At 70.9% G+C, this 16193-nt stretch carries 14 protein-coding genes; 4 read left to right on the forward strand and 10 right to left on the reverse strand.

What is annotated here, in order from left to right; all coding sequences use genetic code 11:
* Window positions 1-166: 166 nt before the first annotated feature.
* A complete protein-coding gene (locus ABEA43_RS58540) occupies window positions 167-1678 on the forward strand; it encodes an arsenate reductase/protein-tyrosine-phosphatase family protein (RefSeq protein WP_345576555.1) in 1512 nt (503 codons plus the stop codon).
* Here ABEA43_RS58540 and ABEA43_RS58545 read toward each other — a convergent pair.
* Window positions 1648-2346 carry a nitroreductase gene (locus ABEA43_RS58545; protein WP_345576557.1) on the reverse strand — a complete coding sequence of 233 codons (699 nt, stop codon included), beginning with the start codon at window positions 2344-2346 and terminating at the stop codon, window positions 1648-1650. The two genes, ABEA43_RS58540 and ABEA43_RS58545, sit on opposite strands and share 31 nt — an antisense overlap.
* A 68-nt stretch (window positions 2347-2414) precedes the next feature.
* Here ABEA43_RS58545 and ABEA43_RS58550 point away from each other — a divergent pair, with 68 nt between their 5' ends.
* Window positions 2415-3632 (forward strand): acyl-CoA dehydrogenase family protein, encoded by a 1218-nt coding sequence (locus ABEA43_RS58550; protein ID WP_345576559.1) that lies wholly within the window; start codon window positions 2415-2417, stop codon window positions 3630-3632.
* 9 nt (window positions 3633-3641) lie between these two features.
* On the opposite strand, the gene ABEA43_RS58555 is transcribed toward ABEA43_RS58550, so the two are convergent.
* From ABEA43_RS58555 to ABEA43_RS58580, 6 genes are read right to left on the reverse strand one after another with little or no spacing between them, the layout of a single operon-like run.
* Window positions 3642-4526 carry a hypothetical protein gene (locus ABEA43_RS58555; RefSeq protein ID WP_345576561.1) on the reverse strand — a complete coding sequence of 295 codons (885 nt, stop codon included), beginning with the start codon at window positions 4524-4526 and terminating at the stop codon, window positions 3642-3644.
* Window positions 4523-5344 carry an LLM class flavin-dependent oxidoreductase gene (locus ABEA43_RS58560; protein ID WP_345576563.1) on the reverse strand — a complete coding sequence of 274 codons (822 nt, stop codon included), beginning with the start codon at window positions 5342-5344 and terminating at the stop codon, window positions 4523-4525. Before ABEA43_RS58560 ends, ABEA43_RS58555 begins: the two co-directional genes overlap by 4 nt.
* A 2-nt stretch (window positions 5345-5346) precedes the next feature.
* Window positions 5347-6126 (reverse strand): hypothetical protein, encoded by a 780-nt coding sequence (locus ABEA43_RS58565; protein WP_345576565.1) that lies wholly within the window; start codon window positions 6124-6126, stop codon window positions 5347-5349.
* A 29-nt stretch (window positions 6127-6155) separates the two neighbouring features.
* Window positions 6156-7220 (reverse strand): LLM class flavin-dependent oxidoreductase, encoded by a 1065-nt coding sequence (locus ABEA43_RS58570; protein WP_345576567.1) that lies wholly within the window; start codon window positions 7218-7220, stop codon window positions 6156-6158.
* Window positions 7217-8773, reverse strand: a complete 1557-nt coding sequence (locus ABEA43_RS58575) for a type I 3-dehydroquinate dehydratase (protein WP_345576569.1) — start codon at window positions 8771-8773, stop codon at window positions 7217-7219. The genes ABEA43_RS58570 and ABEA43_RS58575 overlap by 4 nt, the downstream gene beginning before the upstream one ends.
* Window positions 8761-9465, reverse strand: a complete 705-nt coding sequence (locus ABEA43_RS58580) for a class I SAM-dependent methyltransferase (RefSeq protein WP_345576571.1) — start codon at window positions 9463-9465, stop codon at window positions 8761-8763. The genes ABEA43_RS58575 and ABEA43_RS58580 overlap by 13 nt, the downstream gene beginning before the upstream one ends.
* 734 nt (window positions 9466-10199) lie before the next feature.
* Here ABEA43_RS58580 and ABEA43_RS58585 point away from each other — a divergent pair.
* A complete protein-coding gene (locus ABEA43_RS58585) occupies window positions 10200-10661 on the forward strand; it encodes a hypothetical protein (protein ID WP_345576573.1) in 462 nt (153 codons plus the stop codon).
* A 42-nt stretch (window positions 10662-10703) separates the two neighbouring features.
* Here the strand turns inward: ABEA43_RS58585 and ABEA43_RS58590 are convergent, their stop codons facing one another.
* On the reverse strand, window positions 10704-12104 hold the full coding sequence (locus ABEA43_RS58590) for a beta-propeller fold lactonase family protein (protein ID WP_345576575.1): 1401 nt from the start codon (window positions 12102-12104) through the stop codon (window positions 10704-10706).
* Window positions 12105-12425: 321 nt separating this feature from the next.
* Between ABEA43_RS58590 and ABEA43_RS58595 the strand changes: the two genes are divergently transcribed.
* Window positions 12426-13388, forward strand: a complete 963-nt coding sequence (locus tag ABEA43_RS58595) for a golvesin C-terminal-like domain-containing protein (RefSeq protein WP_345576577.1) — start codon at window positions 12426-12428, stop codon at window positions 13386-13388.
* 253 nt (window positions 13389-13641) lie between these two features.
* Here ABEA43_RS58595 and ABEA43_RS58600 read toward each other — a convergent pair whose 3' ends face one another.
* Together ABEA43_RS58600 and ABEA43_RS58605 are read right to left on the reverse strand one after the other, a co-directional pair.
* A complete protein-coding gene (locus ABEA43_RS58600) occupies window positions 13642-14814 on the reverse strand; it encodes an MFS transporter (protein WP_345576579.1) in 1173 nt (390 codons plus the stop codon).
* A gap of 67 nt (window positions 14815-14881) precedes the next feature.
* Window positions 14882-16192: a TfuA-like protein gene (locus ABEA43_RS58605; RefSeq protein ID WP_345576581.1), complete on the reverse strand. Its 1311-nt coding sequence runs from the start codon at window positions 16190-16192 to the stop codon at window positions 14882-14884.
* Between the last annotated feature and the right edge of the window lies 1 nt (window position 16193).

Below are 16193 nucleotides of genomic sequence, written 5' to 3' on the forward strand. Positions count from 1 at the left end.
TCGCTTCCGAACGGCATCGAGCGCGCGTTCTGTGGGCTTTCCTGTTGCTTGCTGATTGACGGTTGGCATGACAAACTGTCATTAATGCCGACCCCCATTGCTCGCTGAGCCCGCGCGGCCGCCCTTTCCGCGCTTTCCCGGCTCGGCGGCAGACCTGGGAGGTGGCATGGCCAAGCGGCGCTTCGTCCTGTTCGGAATGTTCGGTCTCGGACTCGGATATTTCCTGTGGTATTCGCCCTACAGCGCTCTGGCCAAAGGCGTCTCCGGCGGCCTGCTCCCCGGGATCGACCGTCCGGTAGGCGGGTTGGTGCTGCTCCCGGCGACCGTGCTCGGCCAGCTCGTGGCCATGCCGGTCTTCGTGCTCGCCAGCGGGTGGTGGCGTTATGCGGGACGCCGCACGATAGCCGGGCGGGAGATTCCCTTCCCCGCCCGCCACACGCTGGAATCCGCTTTCTGGATGTCCCTCATCGTGGGCTCCACGACGCTCAACTTCACCTTTCCGAACGCCTCGATCGTGTTCATGCTCATCCTCATGCGGATCAGCACGTTGCTCATCGCACCGGGCATGGACATCGTGCGGCGCAGGAAGATCCACTGGTATTCGGCGGCGGCCGTCGTCGTGGCGCTGACGTCCGCCGCCATCGCCCTGACCGACATCGACAACTACACCCTGACGGCCGGAGCGGTGCTGAGCCTGGCCCTTTACGCGGTGGGCTACGCCAACCGGTTCCGGATCATGGGCGTTCATGCGAAGAAGGGCGACCCGCTCATCGACCGCCGTTATCTCATCGAGGAGCACATGGCCACGCCCGTCGTGTTGCTCCTGCTCGTGGCGATCCCGGCGCTGGTGGGGCTGGGGTCGTGGATGCAGGCGCTGCGCACGGGCTTCGCCTGGATCGTGGCGGAGCCGGCGGTGTCCCTGCCCGCGATGCTGATCGGGGTGTGCTACGAGGGGCTGTTCATCATGACGACCCTGATCTACCTCGACCGGCGCGAGTTCTCGTTCGGCATGCCGGTCCACGTCTCCTCCAGCCTGCTGGCCGGAGTCGTCTCCTCGATCGGCCTGTACGCCCTCTTCGGCGCGGCCCTGCCCAGCCCGGCCCAGTACGTCGCGGCCAGCATGGCGATCCTCGTGGCGATCCTGCTGAGTTACCCGGCGCTCATGGCCCGGCTCCGGGTCCGGCGTGCCCGGCGCACACTGCGCGATGAGCTGCTGTTCGTCTGCGGGGGCAACACCTCGCGCTCGCCCATGGCCGCCGCGATCGCGACCGCCGAGATCGCCGCCGACCCGAGTCTGCCGCCGTGGCGCGCAGAGAGCGCCGGCCTGTCGGTCCGGACGCCGGGGGCACCGCTGAGCCGCGAGGCCGCCGCCGCGCTCGCCGAGCTGCGGATCGACCAGCCGCCTGAGCACCGATCCCGGCAGCTCACCCGGGAGATCTGCGCCGGCACCCAGGCCGTCTACTGCATGACCCGCACCCAGCGCGACCAGGTGGTCGCCATGGCGCCCGAGGCCGCGGAGCGGGTCTTCTGCCTGGACTCCGATGCCGACCTCCCCGACCCGGCCGGCCAGCCTCTGGAGAGCTACCGCGCGTGCGTGGCGCGGCTGCGCCCGCTGGTCCGCGAGCGGCTGCGCGAGCAGCGGGAGCGCTACGCGCTGTCCGGGGCGGAGTTCGGATGAGCGTGCCACTGGGTGAACTCCCCGAGCGGGGCGCGATCGGGACTGAAGGCGTTGATCGGCGCCGTCTCGTCCACGTGGCCGACGCAGAGCGTGCACACGACCAGGCGCTCCGGGCCGAGGCCGAGGACGGCGCGGATCACCTCTCCGTAGCGGGCCACGCTGTACTGCGGGCAGCTGCCGAGCCCGCACGCGACCAGCCCGAGCATGACGTTCTGCAGGAAGAAGCCCATTTCCAGGAACGTGCCGGCAACCGCGTTGCGCGGCAGATGGCACACCATCACGACCGGGGCGTCATAGAAGCACAGGTTGCGCCGTTCGAACGCGCGGCGGGCGCGCTCGTCGCCCCGGTCGACGCCCATCGCGCCGTAGAACGCCTCGCCCCAGGCGAAGGAGCGCCGCTCGTACGGCTCGCCCATCGGGTCGGGCCGGTTGCCGTAGTCCGGCTCGTACGGCCGTCCCGAGTCCGCGGCGGAGCACAGGCGGCGCGACAGCTCCGCGCGTGCCTCACCCGTTACCACCGCGACCTGCCAGAACTGGGTGTTGCGCGGCGAAGGCGCATGGGCGGCGGCGGTGAGCACCCGCTCCAGGGTCCGGCGCGGCACCGGGCGGGCGAGGAAGGCCCGCTTGCAGTGCCGGCTGGTGATGATCGAGAGGAAGGCGTCGTTCATGGGCCCTTCAGGCAATCGCAAGCCCCTGCCGACGGCAGAGGTACGTCGTACGGATCCGAGGTGAGGCCGTGACCACCGCCCTGCCCGCCGGCCTGGCGTCGGCGGGCCTCGATGCCGACAAACAGGAGCTGCTCCACCGGGCCGGGCAGATCGCCCGCACCTGTGCGGAGCGGGCAGACCACTACGACCGCACGGCGCAGTTCCCCGCGGACGACTTCGACGACCTGTTCGCCGCCGGCCTGAACGCGCCGACCGTGCCGCGCGAGCACGGCGGGCTGGGGCTCGGTCCGCTGTCCCGCGACACGCTGACGTTGTGGCTGGTCACCAAGGAGCTGGCCAAGGCCGATCTGTCCCTGGGCCGCTGCTGGGAGGGGCACGCCAACGCGCTGGTACTCGTCGACGCGCTGGCCTCCGCCGAACAGAAGCGCAGATGGTTCGACGGCGTGGTCAGCCGCGGCGAGAAGTGGGTCGGCTGGAGCGGCGAGCCGCAGGCGCCCAAGCCCGGGGAGAAGAGGCGGTTCGGCACCAGCGTCGTCAGGGACGACGGGGCCTGGGTGGTGACCGGCAGCAAGGTCTTCGCCACCAGCGCCACCGGCGCGCAGTGGGCGATCCTGCTGGTCGACACCGAGGGACCGGGCGGCGCCCGGCACGCGCCGGACGGCCGGGACTCGCTGCTGATGCTGGCCTGCGACCTGTCCGACCCGTCCGTCTCCGTCGACGACTCGTGGTGGGACCCGATCGGCATGCGCGCGACGGTCAGCCACCTGGTCAGGTTCGACGGCACCCGGCTGCCCGACGCGAACGTCATCGGAGCGCCCGGGGCCTACCTGCGAGAAGGCTGGCAGACCGCGTTCATCCCGCACTACGCGGCCAGCTTCCTCGGCGCCGCCGAGGCCGCCTACGAGTACGCGCTGAAGTACGTCATCCGGCAGGACAAGGTCGCCGACCCCTACGTCCAGCACCGGGTGGGATCCATGGCGGTGGACGTGGAGTCGGCGTATCTGTGGCTGCGCCACGTCGCCACCCTGTGGGACACCGGCAACCGCGAGGAGGCCCGGCTGGCCGGCAGCAGGGCGCGTCACGTGGTCGAGCACCTGGCGCTGCGCACAGTGGACAACTGCGTGCGCGTGTGCGGGGCGCGCAGCCTCATCCGGCCCAGCCCCGTGGAGCGGATCCTGCGGGATCTGACGTTCTACGTCCGGCACGACAACGACGACCAGGTCCTGGCCACGATCGGCCGGGCACTGCTGGGTCAGGAACACGACGCGTCCTTCTACAAGCCGTGACCGGCGTGGTCAGCGCCGGTAGCACTCGCGGATGAAGTAGTCCGGGCGGCCGCTGCCGTCGGTGAACTCGGTGTACTCGCCGACCACGAGGACACCGCGGTTCACCCGGGCCTGGAGGTGCACCCGCATGTAGGCGTGTTCGAACGTGGCGAGGAACGCCGGCGGGTTGTCCAGGTAGTGCGCGTCGGCGTACAGGCGGGCCGGCGCCCAGCCCCACTCGACCGGCCCGCGCGTCCCCACGCCGTGGGCCCGGACGACCAGGCCATGCCCGGCCCGCACGCACTCCAGCGTCGCGATGCTCTTCGTGGCCGCGGGGGCCAGGCCGTGCCAGACGCCGAGCAGGGGCTCCGGGTCGTTGCCGCCCGTCGGCGGGCCGGGGGGCATCGCCGCGTCAGAATCCGCGCCTGGATCGTCCAGGGCGCCCGGATCGTCCGCGGCGCCCGCGGCGCCCGGGGCATCCGGGGCATCCGGGGCATCCGCGGGGACGTAGAACTCGCGGGTGAAGTAGTCGCGGCGCCCTGAATCGTCGGTGTAGCGGTGGAAGGCGTGCACGACGAGCACGCCGAGCCCCTGGTAGGTCTCCAGCCGGCTGCTGACCCGCGCTCCGTCGAAGACCGCGGCGAAGGCGTAGCCTGCGCGGGAGTGCAGCGCGTTCGCGAAGACGTCCGCCTCGATCTCCCCCCACGCGCCCGGCCGGGGGCCACCGCGCCCACGCGCCGCCACGGACAGGGACCCGTCACGCGCTCGCGTCCGCACGCGGGCGATCCCCCCGGTCAGGCCGGTGACGCTGACCCAGTCGCCGGTCACGGGGTTGAGGTCGAGCGCCGTGTCGGTGATGCGGATCTCGCCGTCCGCCACGCGGTCGGCCTCGCGCGCGTAGCACTGCACCGTCATGGTCGGGTGTCTCCTTTCCGCGGCTGACCTGCGTCATTGTGCACGGCAGAGCGGATGCGGGGCAGGATCTCCGCGCCGAACCACCGCAGCCGATCGATGTCGCCGCACAGCAGGAACCGCGTCGCCCCCGCCGCCCGGCCGCGACCGATCACCGCCGCGGCCTCGTCCGCGCTGCCGTGCGGCGGCACGGCCAGCCCGGCCCGCAGACCGCTGCCGAGCACGGCCGCGACCTGCTCCTCGGGGTCGTCGGCCTGGACGAACACGCAGTCCGCGTGCCGGGAGGCGAACGCCAGGGCCGGCGGGAACGGACCGGTGACGGAGATCTCCGGCCGCGTACGCGTGCCGTCCGAGACGAAGCGGGCGTTCACCGTCGCGCTGTCGATCTGGTAATGCCGCCCGGCCAGGCTCACCGGTTCCGTCCCGTGCCACAGGCCGTGGCAGACCTGCCAGAACTCGTCGAGGCGCGCGTACCAGCCGTCGGACCGGATCCCGTCGCCGTACCCGAGCTGGCGCACCGGCTCCCACCCGGCCGCGACGACGACGCCGACCCGCCCGCCGAGCACCGCCGCCAGGGTGTTGGCCTGCTGCGTCCAGTACGTCGGGGACGAGACGCCGGCCAGGCATTCCAGGAGAAAGCCGATCCTGCCGGTGCGCCGGCCGAGCGCCGCCGCCCAGGCGAACGGATCCGGCCCGGCCGGGTCGAAGGGGACCAGCGCCGCATGGATGCCGAGCCGTTCGGCCTCGCGGCACAGCGCCACGTGGCCGTCCAGGTCGGCTGCGGGGCCGGGCAGCGTCCAGTACAGCAGGGTGGGCTCCACCGTCAGCTCCTGCGCAGGCCGGCCTGGTCGGCGACCAGGCAGTGGTGGCGCTCGGGCGGCACCGGGGGCATGATCCGCGCGGCCGGGAAGAGCCGCTGCATGTACTCCGGCGTGCAGAACGTGATGTAGGCGCGTTGCGGCTTGTCCTGCGACAGGCCGTCGTCGTCGGGGTCGAGGATCAGCTCGTCGTCGTTGACCAGAGTGACCCAGGTGAGCTCGGTGTCACGGGCTCGGGCGAGCAGCGCGGGCACGTCCATCTCCGGCTTGGTCTCGCGGCGGGCCTCCAGCCGCCAGCTCAGGTTGGACATCCCGGGCGACTCGTTGTCGCGGACCCAGCCCGGCGGCGGCGTCCACCACGGGTCGAGGAAGGTGAGCGCGGCCCGGCTCCCGGTGCTCATCAGGTCGGCGAGCCGGGCCGTCAGCTCCAGGGTCTCGGCCTTGCCGATGTGGGTGAGGATCGACCAGCCCACGACGAAGTCGAACCTCACCCCCGGGTCGGGGATGGGCAGCCCGGGGGTCCCCGCCGGGTTGTACTCGAAGTTGTAGCGGTCGTAGAACAGGAAGTGCCCCGCGGGGTGACGTCGCCGGCCCTCGCAGATCGCATCCCGGGACACGTCGATCGACCAGTAGTTCTCCGGCTCTATCCGGCAGTTCGGATCGAGCAGGATGTTGCCCACGTTGCCGGCGAAGTCGAGCACCTGTTTGCCGGTCCAGCCGGGGTGCCCCAACTGGCGGTCGAAGTACGCGAATTGGCCGGTACGGGTGGAGATCCAGGTCGCCATCGCTGCTGCAATTCCTTCCGGTCGGGGCGTCAGCGGCGTTCCCGCTCCCGTACGAGGGGGAGCACGTCGCGGCCGAACGCCGTCATGGTCTCCAGGTCGGGACGTCCCTGGAACACGAACTGACTGATCCCCGCGCAGGCGAACTCCGCCAGCCCGTCGGCGATGTCGCCGGGCGCGCCGACCAGCGACATCGCCGGCGGCCCGAGGTAGGGGACGGCGCCGTTCCACAAGTGGCGGGTGAGCCAGCCCTCATCGCTCCCGGCCGCCGCCTGCGCCTCGGCGAAGCCCACGGAGTCGGAGCGGGCGGTGAACTGCCGCTGCGCCCGCCTCGCCTGCTCGCCTGCTCGCTCCACCAGCTCGTACGCGGCCCGGACCGCCTCGTCCCTGGTGGGCCGCACGATGATGGACACCACGATCCCGGTCTCGGTCCCGCTCTCCAGCATCCGGGTGGCCAGCGGGGCGAGGTCGTCCGGGGCGGCCGCGAACCGCAGATGGCAGTCGGCCTGAGTACGCGCGACCCGTTCGGCCTGCGCGGAGTTCCCCCCGACGTAGATCTCTGGACGACCGCGCCCGCCGCCGAACGGCACGCCGGGCCGTGCCCCGCGCAGGCGGTAGTAGTCGCCGTCGAAGTCCACCGGTTCTTCCGCGGCCCAGAGCGCATGGCAGATCGTCCAGAACTCTTCGGCCCGCCGGTAGCGCTCGTCGTGGGACAGCGTGTCTCCGTAGAAGCGCTGCTCGGCCGGGGAGTGACCGGCCACCGAATTGATCGAGACGCGGCCCCCGGTCAGCAGCGCGAGCGTGTTGACCTGCTGGACGAAATAGGTGGGCGAGACGATCCCCGGGCGCGCGGCGAGCATGAATGTCACCTGGCTCGTCTCCGCACCCATGACCGCGGCCATCGTCACGGGGTCGGCCCGGTAGTGACCGATGGGCACCAGGACGGAGTCCATCCCCGCCTCCTCGGCCCGCTGGGCGAACTCCACGTGCAAGCCGGCGTCGGGGAGCGCGCTCGTCCGGGCCCTGGCCGTGGCCCCGCGCACGTCCGTGCCCGAGCCCGGCACACTCCAGTGGAACCGCAACGGCCGCGCGTTCATGATCGCTCTCCCTGCGGGACGGGCAAGCCGAGGGCGGCACGCACGTCGGCGGCGGGCATACGCCGACCGGTCATCAGGCGGAACTGCCGGGCCAGCTCGACCAGCAGCAGTTGCCTGCCGTCGATCGTCACGTGTCCGGCAGCCCGGCCGGCCGCGACGAGCGGCGTGTCCTCGGCCCGGTAGTTCAGGTCGAACACCACCGTCCCCGGCGCGAGCCCGCCGACGGGGAACGGCACGGCATCGGTCACGGGCGTGGCGTGCACCAGCACGGCGTACGGCCGCGGGTCGAAGTCACACAGCGGCACGAACGGCAGGCCGAGCAGCCGGGCGGCGCGCAGACCGCCGGCGGTGCCCCGGTTGACCAGCGTCACCTCGGCACCCGCCTGGGCGAGGCCGGCCGCGGCGGCACGGCCCGCGCCGCCGCACCCGACCACCGCGACCCGCCGGCCCGCCACCGTCACCGTCCGTCCGGCCAGGGTGGCGACCACGCCGGCGGCCTCGGTGTCGGCCCGCCAGCCCTGCCGGGTCCTGATGAGCAGGCTCGCCGCGGCGGCGCGCCGGGCCAACCGGCTGGCCCGCGAGGCGAGGGCGAAGGCGGCGTCCTTGTGCGGGGCGACGACGGTGGCGCCGGCCAGGGGCAGCCCGAGCCGGTCGAGCCCCGGTACCAGCTCGGCCAGCGCGCGGGGCAGGTCGGTGGTACTGATGGGAACGTAGAGCGCGGGCAGGCCGAGGCGGTGGTAGGCGGTGTTGTACACCAGGGGGGCCAGCGAGCGCGTGGTCTCGGCTCCGATGATCGCGTACAGCCGCTGCGCGCCGGTCAGGAGTTGAGGGGGGTAGTCCGCCAGCAGCCGGTCCAGCGGCGGCTGGTCGTCAATCGGACCGCTGGACCGATCACCGGGCCGATCACTGGGCCGACTGTCGCGCTGACCGTCGCGCTGATCGTCGCGCTGACCGGGTGTCGCCGTCGGGGCGTCGTCCAGGCGGCCGAAGATCACGGGGGCGCCGAAGCGGGCCGCCACCATCCGGGTCCACATCCCTGCCGGGCCGGTGGCGTAGGCCGTGACGTCGGCGCGGCCGAGTGATTTCAGCAGCAGCAGCGGCACCACGGCCGCGGCCGGGGAATCGGCGCGCGCGCCGAGCCGGTAGCAGCCCGCGGGCACGGCGGACAGAGCCTGGAACCTGCGGCGCAGGCCGGTCAGCCCGATGGCCGGGCCGTGCCAGGAGATCACGCGGCGTTCGGGAGGGATGCGGTGCCGCAGGTCCAGGTCGCGGTCGGCCTCGAGGTCGATGAGGTCGTAGCGGTCGGCGGCCGCGAGCAGCCGCGCCCTGCGCAGGTCCGGCGGGTCGGCGCAGCGGCCGCCCTCCGCGACGCTGCGCAAGGTGTAGAGCAGGGGGCCGGGGAAGTCCTCGCGCAACGGCGCCGGGTCCAGATCGCCGGCCAGATCGGCGCGCACCTCCAAGCACCGCACCGCTCGGCCGAACCCGGACGGGACCGCCGACGGGCCGGAGAGGGTGGCCACCACGGACACCGTTCCGGCGGTCAGGAGTCCCATGCTCGTCCCAGCCGACGCTCACCTGTCCTGGCGGTGACGATGACGCGCTCGCGCGGCCCTGAGGTCGGGCGGCGGTACGTGAACACGCAGCTCGACACGTCGTCGAAGCCGCATTCCTTCGCCTGGCGGCACAGGTAGGCACTGGACATCCAGGCGAACCCGGGCACCTCGGGGTGAGACTCCACCTCGGCGTCGGTACGCGGGCCGTCGTTGGAGATCAACAGCGTTCCACCCTGAGCAGGCAGCCAGGACCGGAAACGCCTCAGTGCGACGTGCACGCCGGCGCCGGGCTGGTGGAGGTGCCCGAGCAGACCGTCGGCGTAGATCACAGGCCACGGGCGGGCGGGTGGCGTCCAGGTGAGGACGTCCGCGCACACCGCGTCCACGCCTTTCGCACGGGCCAGGGCGACCGCCTCGTCCAGCATGTCCACGCCGAGCACGAGATGGCCGGCGGCGGCGAGCTCCGCCTCCACCGCAGCGTTGCCGCAGCCCAGGCCGAGCAGTGCCGGGGAAGCGTGCTCGGCGAGCAGCTCGCGCAGGCGCTCGACCATCCAGCGGCGGTAGGCGGCGCTGTAGGTCGACGGGGTGACCGAATCGCCCTTGGCCTTTCCCTCCTCCCAGACGTGGAAAATGCTCTGCGCGCTGCCATCAGCGTTCAGGTAGAAGGCGCGAAGCGGCCCGTCGCCGGACATGGGGAACTCCTTCACTCCCTTGGGCGGACACTGCGGATGACCGGGCTTTCCCTTCCGCGGCGAATCCGGGCACGGCCGGAAGCGGACGGGAAACCCGCTGCATTGACGCATGCCGCTACCGGAAAGGCGCGCAGGAATAACGCCGGCAGGCCTCTTCGAGGCGCGGCTGCGCAGGTCGGCTTGGGATGTGCGGAGAATGGCGCGATGATCGCGAAAGAAGTGTTACTTCCTTTCGTGCGCGGTCGGGCGAGGCCGAAGGTCCGGAGCGGAAGCCTGGGCGGGGGCCGGCCTTCGAGAGTCGCAGGTAGAGCGACTTCGGAGGCACCGCGCTCGGTCCGGGAGCATCGGGCGAAACTGCTCCCGATTCATTCTTATCCCTGGGTAAACTCATAGTCAATAGAATCGTTCGACCCAGTCGAGACAGCCCGGTGCACGAGTATTTCACTGAGCCGCGTGGGTCGTGTCTCTGCTGAGGTTTCCGAGCAGAACTCGTGTCAATTACTGGGATTCATCTTCAGCAATGAGCCAGCGCCGCCTCGGATAAGTCCTCTTGCAAAACAGCGACAGTGGGAATCGAATCGTTGTGGGAAATCACGACCCGATCGCGCGGGAGATCCTGAGCGGCTCGCCCGCGCCGCGTCCATCTGAGAAGAGGGCCGTCCATGCCCGTACCGCGCATCCGATCAGACCGCACGCCTCGTACGGGACTGAATGTTCCACGGCAGGAATGCCTCGTGTACAAGGACGGGCTCGCGCTCCGATTCGTGCCGCTGCTCATCGACGAGGCGGTGGCCGACGCACAGTGCGGCTGCTGTCACCTCGACGCCATCACCCTGCGCTTCTCCGAGGCCGACTTCGTCATGAAGCTGGCCCGGCTCACCGCGGACCGGCTGCAGGTCGCGTTCGAGGCCAGCTTCCGTCTCCCCGAAGGCAGTGACGTCCGGATGCTGCGCTGGGAGCTGATGCTGTCGGGCAGGCCGGGCACGGCCCGGCAGCGCGCCGCGATCCTGCGCGAGATCAGGAACGCACGCCGCGATCACGCGCGAGGCGGACCCTCGCGGATACGCACCACCTGGAACCTCATCGCCCGGCGGCTCCGCGGCCGCCGACGATTCCGTCCGTGCAGTGTGCGAGCACTCGTGGAGTACGCCGCCGAGCCGGTCTCAGGCACACCATCGACCGGGCGGGACGGGTGACGCTCCCCTCCAGAAGCGTCCTCTCGCCGCACGGCGTCCGGACTACCGGACGGTGACGCTCTGCCGCGCGCGTGCCCGGCCCGAGCCGTTGCACTGGGTGGAGGCTCCGGTGAAGACCTGGTCGGTGGAGCAGCCCTCGTCGTCGGTGACGACCACGGTGACCTGGTACGTGCCGGCCGCACGGAAACGGTGTGCGGGTTCCGGCCCGCCGTTCTCGAGCACGGTTCCGTCGCCGAAGCTCCAGTCGTAGCGGACGACGCGGCCGTCCGGGTCCGCGGAGGCCGAGGCGTCGAAGCGGGCCACGAGCCCGGTCGTCCCACCGGCGGTCAGCGCCGCCTGCGGGCCTTGGTCCGGCAGCACGGCGAGCGACTGGAACGCGGGCCGCATGCCTCCGGTGGGGAACGGGCTGCCGTCGAGCTCCTCCAGGTAGCCGCCCGGTTTGATGCGGAACGCCGAGACCTTGCTGGTGTCGAGGTTCGACACGTACAGCCATCGGCCGTCCGGCGTGGGCGCCAGCGACACCGGGCTCTCGTCCGCATCGACGTCCGCGAGGTGGTCGAGGGAACCGTTGTCGCGGATGGCGTAGGCCGACACCTTCGTGCTGCCGCTGTCGATCAGGCCGCCGTCCGCCACGTACAGGTTGCGGGCGTCTGGGGTGACGGCGGCCGCGATCGGGACGCCGGGCGCGCGGAACGGCGAGCCGGGCACCGGCGCCAGGCCGCCGTCCGGGCCGACGCGGAAGACGAACACCTCACGCGACGCCGAGCACGGCACGAACAGGAACCTGCCGTCGGGCGTCAGGGCCATCGCACCGCCCGCCGCGCCGATCGGCGTCGTGCCGAGCCGCGTGAGCGTGCCATCGCCTTCGACCCTGAACCTGACCAGCACATCTGGTACGGTGTCCGCCAGCGGGTCGCCGGTGCTCACGAACAGGAACCTGCCGTCGGGGGTCATGGCGATCCCCCGGGGATTCTCGCCCAGCACCGGGAAGGACGTTCCGGGCGTCGTGAGCCTGCCGTCGCCCGCTATCGGGAACATCGTCACCATCGCGGCGCTGCGGCTGATGACGTACAGCCGCTGCCCGCCGGGCGACACGACGGCGTCGTCCGGGTCCTCCGGGGTGGGGGTGGACGGCGGCAGGGCCTCCAGGCCACCGTCGGCGGCGACCCGGTAGGTCGTGATCGTGCTGTCCTCGCCGTTGGCGACATAGACCGTGCGCGCGTCGGGTGAGATCTCGATTCCACGGGGAGCCGCGCCGGTATCCGTGAGCTCGGCGTCCGCTGCCAGGCCACCGTCCTGCTGGATCGCGAACCTCGTGATGTCGCTGGAGAGAATGTTCGTGACGTACACGGAGCGCGGGGCCGGGGCCTCGTGCGAGACGGTGGGCGTGATGGCCAGAGACAGCCCGATCAGGGCTCCCAGCAGGCCTGACTTCGCAAGCACGACAAGAGTTCCTCTCACTGCCAGAAGGGGACGGGCCGGTCATCCGACGATCACGGACCTGGTCGTCCCGGCGGCTCGCGATCCGTCGCACAGGGCTGTCTGGCATAAGTTCATCCCCGAAGCCCCCTTCGGTGTCGCGACACTCAGGGCGGAATCTATGCGGTCACGCCTTCAGATCTGCTTCACGAGACGGTGCCCTGTCGACCGACCTGGGAGTCCGGGCCAAGATACCGATCGGTGTAAATATCTTTCAATGACGCTCGCATATTGGTTAGATACTTTCGCCCGTGCTTCCCCTCAACCCCCCGGAGGGATCAGCTCGTGAAACTCATCACTCGTTTATCGGCCGCCGTCGTAGCAGCCTCTCTGGTTCTGCTCGGCAATGTGGCGCCCGCGTCCGCCGCGACCACCACGGTCGACAACGCCACCGCCGGCCAGTTCACCGCCGACGCCGACTGGGGCACGTCGGCATGGTCCGCGCAGCGGTACGGCGCGGACTACCGGTTCGCGACACCGAACACCGCCACGAGCGGCGCCGCCTGGTTCAAGGCGTCGATCGCGGCGGCCGGAGCCCACCTGGTCGAGGTCTGGTACCCAGCGGACGCCGGCTACAACAGCGCCACCCCCTTCCTGGTGGCGACCCCCGACGGCACACGCACCGTGGTCATCGACCAGCGCGCCAACGGTGGCCGCTGGGTCAGTCTCGGCACGTTCACCCTGGCCGCCGGCGACTACAACGTGGTCGGCGTCAGCCGCTGGACCAGCCAGCCCGGCTACGTCGTCGCCGACGCGGTCCGGATCACCTCGTCCACCGGAGGGAGCTCGTTCTCGCTCCCCCTTCCGCGCACCGCACTGCCGCGCAGCGAGTACGACGACCCGCACCACGACTATCCCGCGATCGACCTCCCGGTCGGCACCGGCACCCCGGCGTACGCGGCGCGCGCCGGCACGGTGACGATCATCGACGACAGCCTGTGCGGGCAGGGCATCAACCTGACCGGAACCGACGGGGCCATCTACACGTACTGCCACTTCTCGTCGTGGTCGGTCGCCAACGGCGCGTCGGTCGGCGTCGGGCAACAGATCGGGCTGACCGGCAACACCGGCAACTCGACCGGTCCGCATCTGCACTTCGGCATCCGCACCGGCAGCACCCGGCGGTGCCCGCAGAACTTCCTGCTGGCCGTCTACGACGGGACCACCCCGCCGGCGGCGAGCAGCTTGCCCACCACGGGCTGCTTCTACGCCAGCCGGTCGGCTGAGCCGGTCATTCCGCTCGGCTGAGCCGGTCATTCCGTTCGGCTGAGGGCGTCAACGGCAGGCCCGCCAGCCCCAGACCCCACCAGCCCCAGACCCCACCAGCCCCAGACCCTCGCCACAGACGCGAACCGATGAGGTTCGCGGTGCTGCCGGCGCTGCTCGGCCTCGCCGCCGAGCGGCGCCGGCCGTGCCATGCCGGCGCGCACCGGCCCGGCGCCCGCTTCCCCAAAGGCGTGACCTGGAACGGGCGCACCACCGTGGCCGCCGCCTGCTGCGATCACCCGACAGGCTGGAACTCGAACTTCCGCCCCACGACGAGCACCATCGACGCCAGAAGGCCCGTCGCCGCGGCGAGGACCAGCCAGCCGAGCACGCCCCCGGACGAGACGACCAGGCCGAGCACCGCTGGTGCGGCGGCCGCCGCCAGGCCGTGCATCGTCCCGAAAGCCGCGCTGTACTGACCCTGCATCTCCCCCGGCACCACCCTGAACTGCAGGTCGATGGCCCCGGCCGCAAGCACGATCTCGCCGAGCGAGTAGATGACGACGAACCCCAGCACGAGGATGACCGCGGTGACGAGGGGAGCCTGGGCCATCCAGGCGAAGACGAGGTACGACGCCCCGATGGTCACCCCGCCCAGGAGGAACGACAGGAGGGCGCCGCGCCCGGAGCTCACCCGGCCGTTCGCGTGGATCTGCAGCACCACGCCCAGCACGGTGTTGATCACCATGGCGATGCCCGCCAGCCAGGTCAGCTGCGGATGGGTGATCGCCAGCCAGAGCGGCACGGCGAAGGGCAGGACGTGATTGTGCACCGAGATGAGCGCGGAGATGACCGCGAACGCCATGAACCGGACATCGCGATAGACGTGGAACAACCCGGCCGGCCGCTGGAGGCCGTTCGCGGGGCTGCTCGGCACGTCGAGGCTGCCGGTCAGCAGCGCGCACCACAGAAAGGTGACGAGGTTGACCGCGATGGCGAACAGGTAGGCCTCCGGCGCCCGCACCGCGAGCACTCCCGCGCCGATGAGGCCGCCGAGGGCGAGGCCGGCGGTCAGAAAGGTACGCAGCGTCGCGCGCGCCATCACGGCGTCGGCGCCGGCCGCGCGGCGGATGAGCGCCACGTTCGACGACATGCAGAGCCCTTGCCCGATGCCGGCGAGCAGCCCCGCGATGACGAAGACGACGACCTGGCCCGCGGCGAGCATCGCCACCATGCCGGCGAGAGACACGACGAGCCCGGCCTGGAACACCTGGCGGGGGCCCTTGGTGTCGGCCAGGCGACCGCCGGCCAGATCGGCCGCCATGGCCAGCACCATCGCCGAGAAGAGCACCGCGGACACCAGGCCCAGCGAATGGCCGAGTACGGAGGTGAAGTACAACGCGCTGATCGTGGCATACAGGCCATTTCCGACGGCGTTCACGCCGGTGATGAGAGCCAGCAACGTCATGGCGCGGGAGCCGCGTACGATACGCCATGCGCGCGCATATGCAGATATCAGGGATGCCTCCGGGTCCTCACGAAATGTCCAGGGGAAGTGCCACGGTTTCCGGGTTGTATTTCGCCAGCAAGTAGTATGGCCGTAGCGCGGCTATCAGGGCGTCTGCGCCGGAAATCCCTCGCATTCTAGCGGCTGTTTCCAGCTCGTCCGGGCGGACACCATAGAGGTTGCTCGCCAATTGCGCCAAGCGATCGTCAGGGATGTGTTCGACGGAGAAACCGGGGAGCCGGGATTCCGCGTTCAGGTTGATCGCGGTGGCGAGCTCGTGCACTTCGCGCGCCCGGGCGTCGAGCCCCAGAGACCGCAGTCGCCGGCCGGCCTCGGCGTCCGGGGTGACGTCGGGCAGCATGCGGAACGCCCTGGTCACCGCCTTCTTGAGGAGCGTGAGGGGCGGCTCGCCGGAGCGCTCCGCCGCGGTCAGCCATGGACGCAGGCGTGGGAGAAGTGCGGTGTCGTCCGGTGCCAGGTAGCCCTCGTGGTGGGCGTGGTTGAGTATGGGGTCGGGGAATGCGGTGGAAGCGTTCGGCCCGCAGCGGGATATGCATTCCTCCCGTATCGCATCCTGGACGATACGCGCATGCAGCTCTTCGTAGCCGCGGCCGAAAAGCTGATAGATCCGGAGCGTATGCCCGCTGATCTCATGACCCAGTCGCCAGGCGTGGAGATAGATCGTGTCCGGAACGCTGCGGGATTCCGCGGTGATATCCGTTTTCTGGGACATCTCGTCGATCAGGCGAATGGCATCGTCTTTCTTCGCGTCGACCCATGCGGACTTAAGGGAGGCGAACAGCGCCTCGCCCCTTTCGCTGAGGCGGTTGAGCGTGCGGTCCGTGTAATGGAGGGCCCGCATGTCGTGGATCAGCTGTCCGGCTTCTTGTGGCGACATTCTGTCCAGCCCGACCAAGCGCTCCACCGTGTATCTCAGGGACACGAGCGGGAACGTGCGGCTGTGAAATCCGTGCTCGCGGTCGGTGTGAACCACCGCGACCTCGTCGTCCGCGGTCAGCCGGCCGGTGGCGAAGTCAGCAGCGATGCGCCCGATGCCGCGCATTCCGAACGGAGCCAGCTCGGCGGCCCGAAGGGCGCCCATGCTGGCCGCGCCGAGCACGGCGGCTCCGCACTGGAGGGCGTAGAGGATCTCCTTGTGCTGGACCGACCTGACCTGGTGGAACAACCCGTCGATGATCCCGATGACGTCGCCGGGCCGTGGTGCGAGCGCCGGCAGATCGCCGGCTCGGACGGGTGGGAGAACCCGGATGTCCTCCCCCTCGCCGACATACTTCCGGGGGTCGGGGAGGCTCGGGCCGACGAAGAGGAACCGGCGCACT

The organism is Nonomuraea rosea (genome assembly GCF_039539705.1).
GTDB classification, from domain to species: domain Bacteria; phylum Actinomycetota; class Actinomycetes; order Streptosporangiales; family Streptosporangiaceae; genus Nonomuraea; species Nonomuraea rosea.

What these genes read in the sequence shown, in the direction of transcription:
- ABEA43_RS58540 (WP_345576555.1), top strand. Translation starts at nt 167, where the DNA reads ATGGCCAAGCGGCGCTTCGTCCTGTTCGGAATGTTCGGTCTCGGACTC.
- ABEA43_RS58545 (WP_345576557.1), bottom strand. Translation starts at nt 2,346, where the DNA reads ATGAACGACGCCTTCCTCTCGATCATCACCAGCCGGCACTGCAAGCGG.
- ABEA43_RS58555 (WP_345576561.1), bottom strand. Translation starts at nt 4,526, where the DNA reads ATGACGGTGCAGTGCTACGCGCGCGAGGCCGACCGCGTGGCGGACGGC.
- ABEA43_RS58565 (WP_345576565.1), bottom strand. Translation starts at nt 6,126, where the DNA reads ATGGCGACCTGGATCTCCACCCGTACCGGCCAATTCGCGTACTTCGAC.
- ABEA43_RS58570 (WP_345576567.1), bottom strand. Translation starts at nt 7,220, where the DNA reads ATGAACGCGCGGCCGTTGCGGTTCCACTGGAGTGTGCCGGGCTCGGGC.
- ABEA43_RS58575 (WP_345576569.1), bottom strand. Translation starts at nt 8,773, where the DNA reads ATGGGACTCCTGACCGCCGGAACGGTGTCCGTGGTGGCCACCCTCTCC.
- ABEA43_RS58580 (WP_345576571.1), bottom strand. Translation starts at nt 9,465, where the DNA reads ATGTCCGGCGACGGGCCGCTTCGCGCCTTCTACCTGAACGCTGATGGC.
- ABEA43_RS58600 (WP_345576579.1), bottom strand. Translation starts at nt 14,814, where the DNA reads ATGACGTTGCTGGCTCTCATCACCGGCGTGAACGCCGTCGGAAATGGC.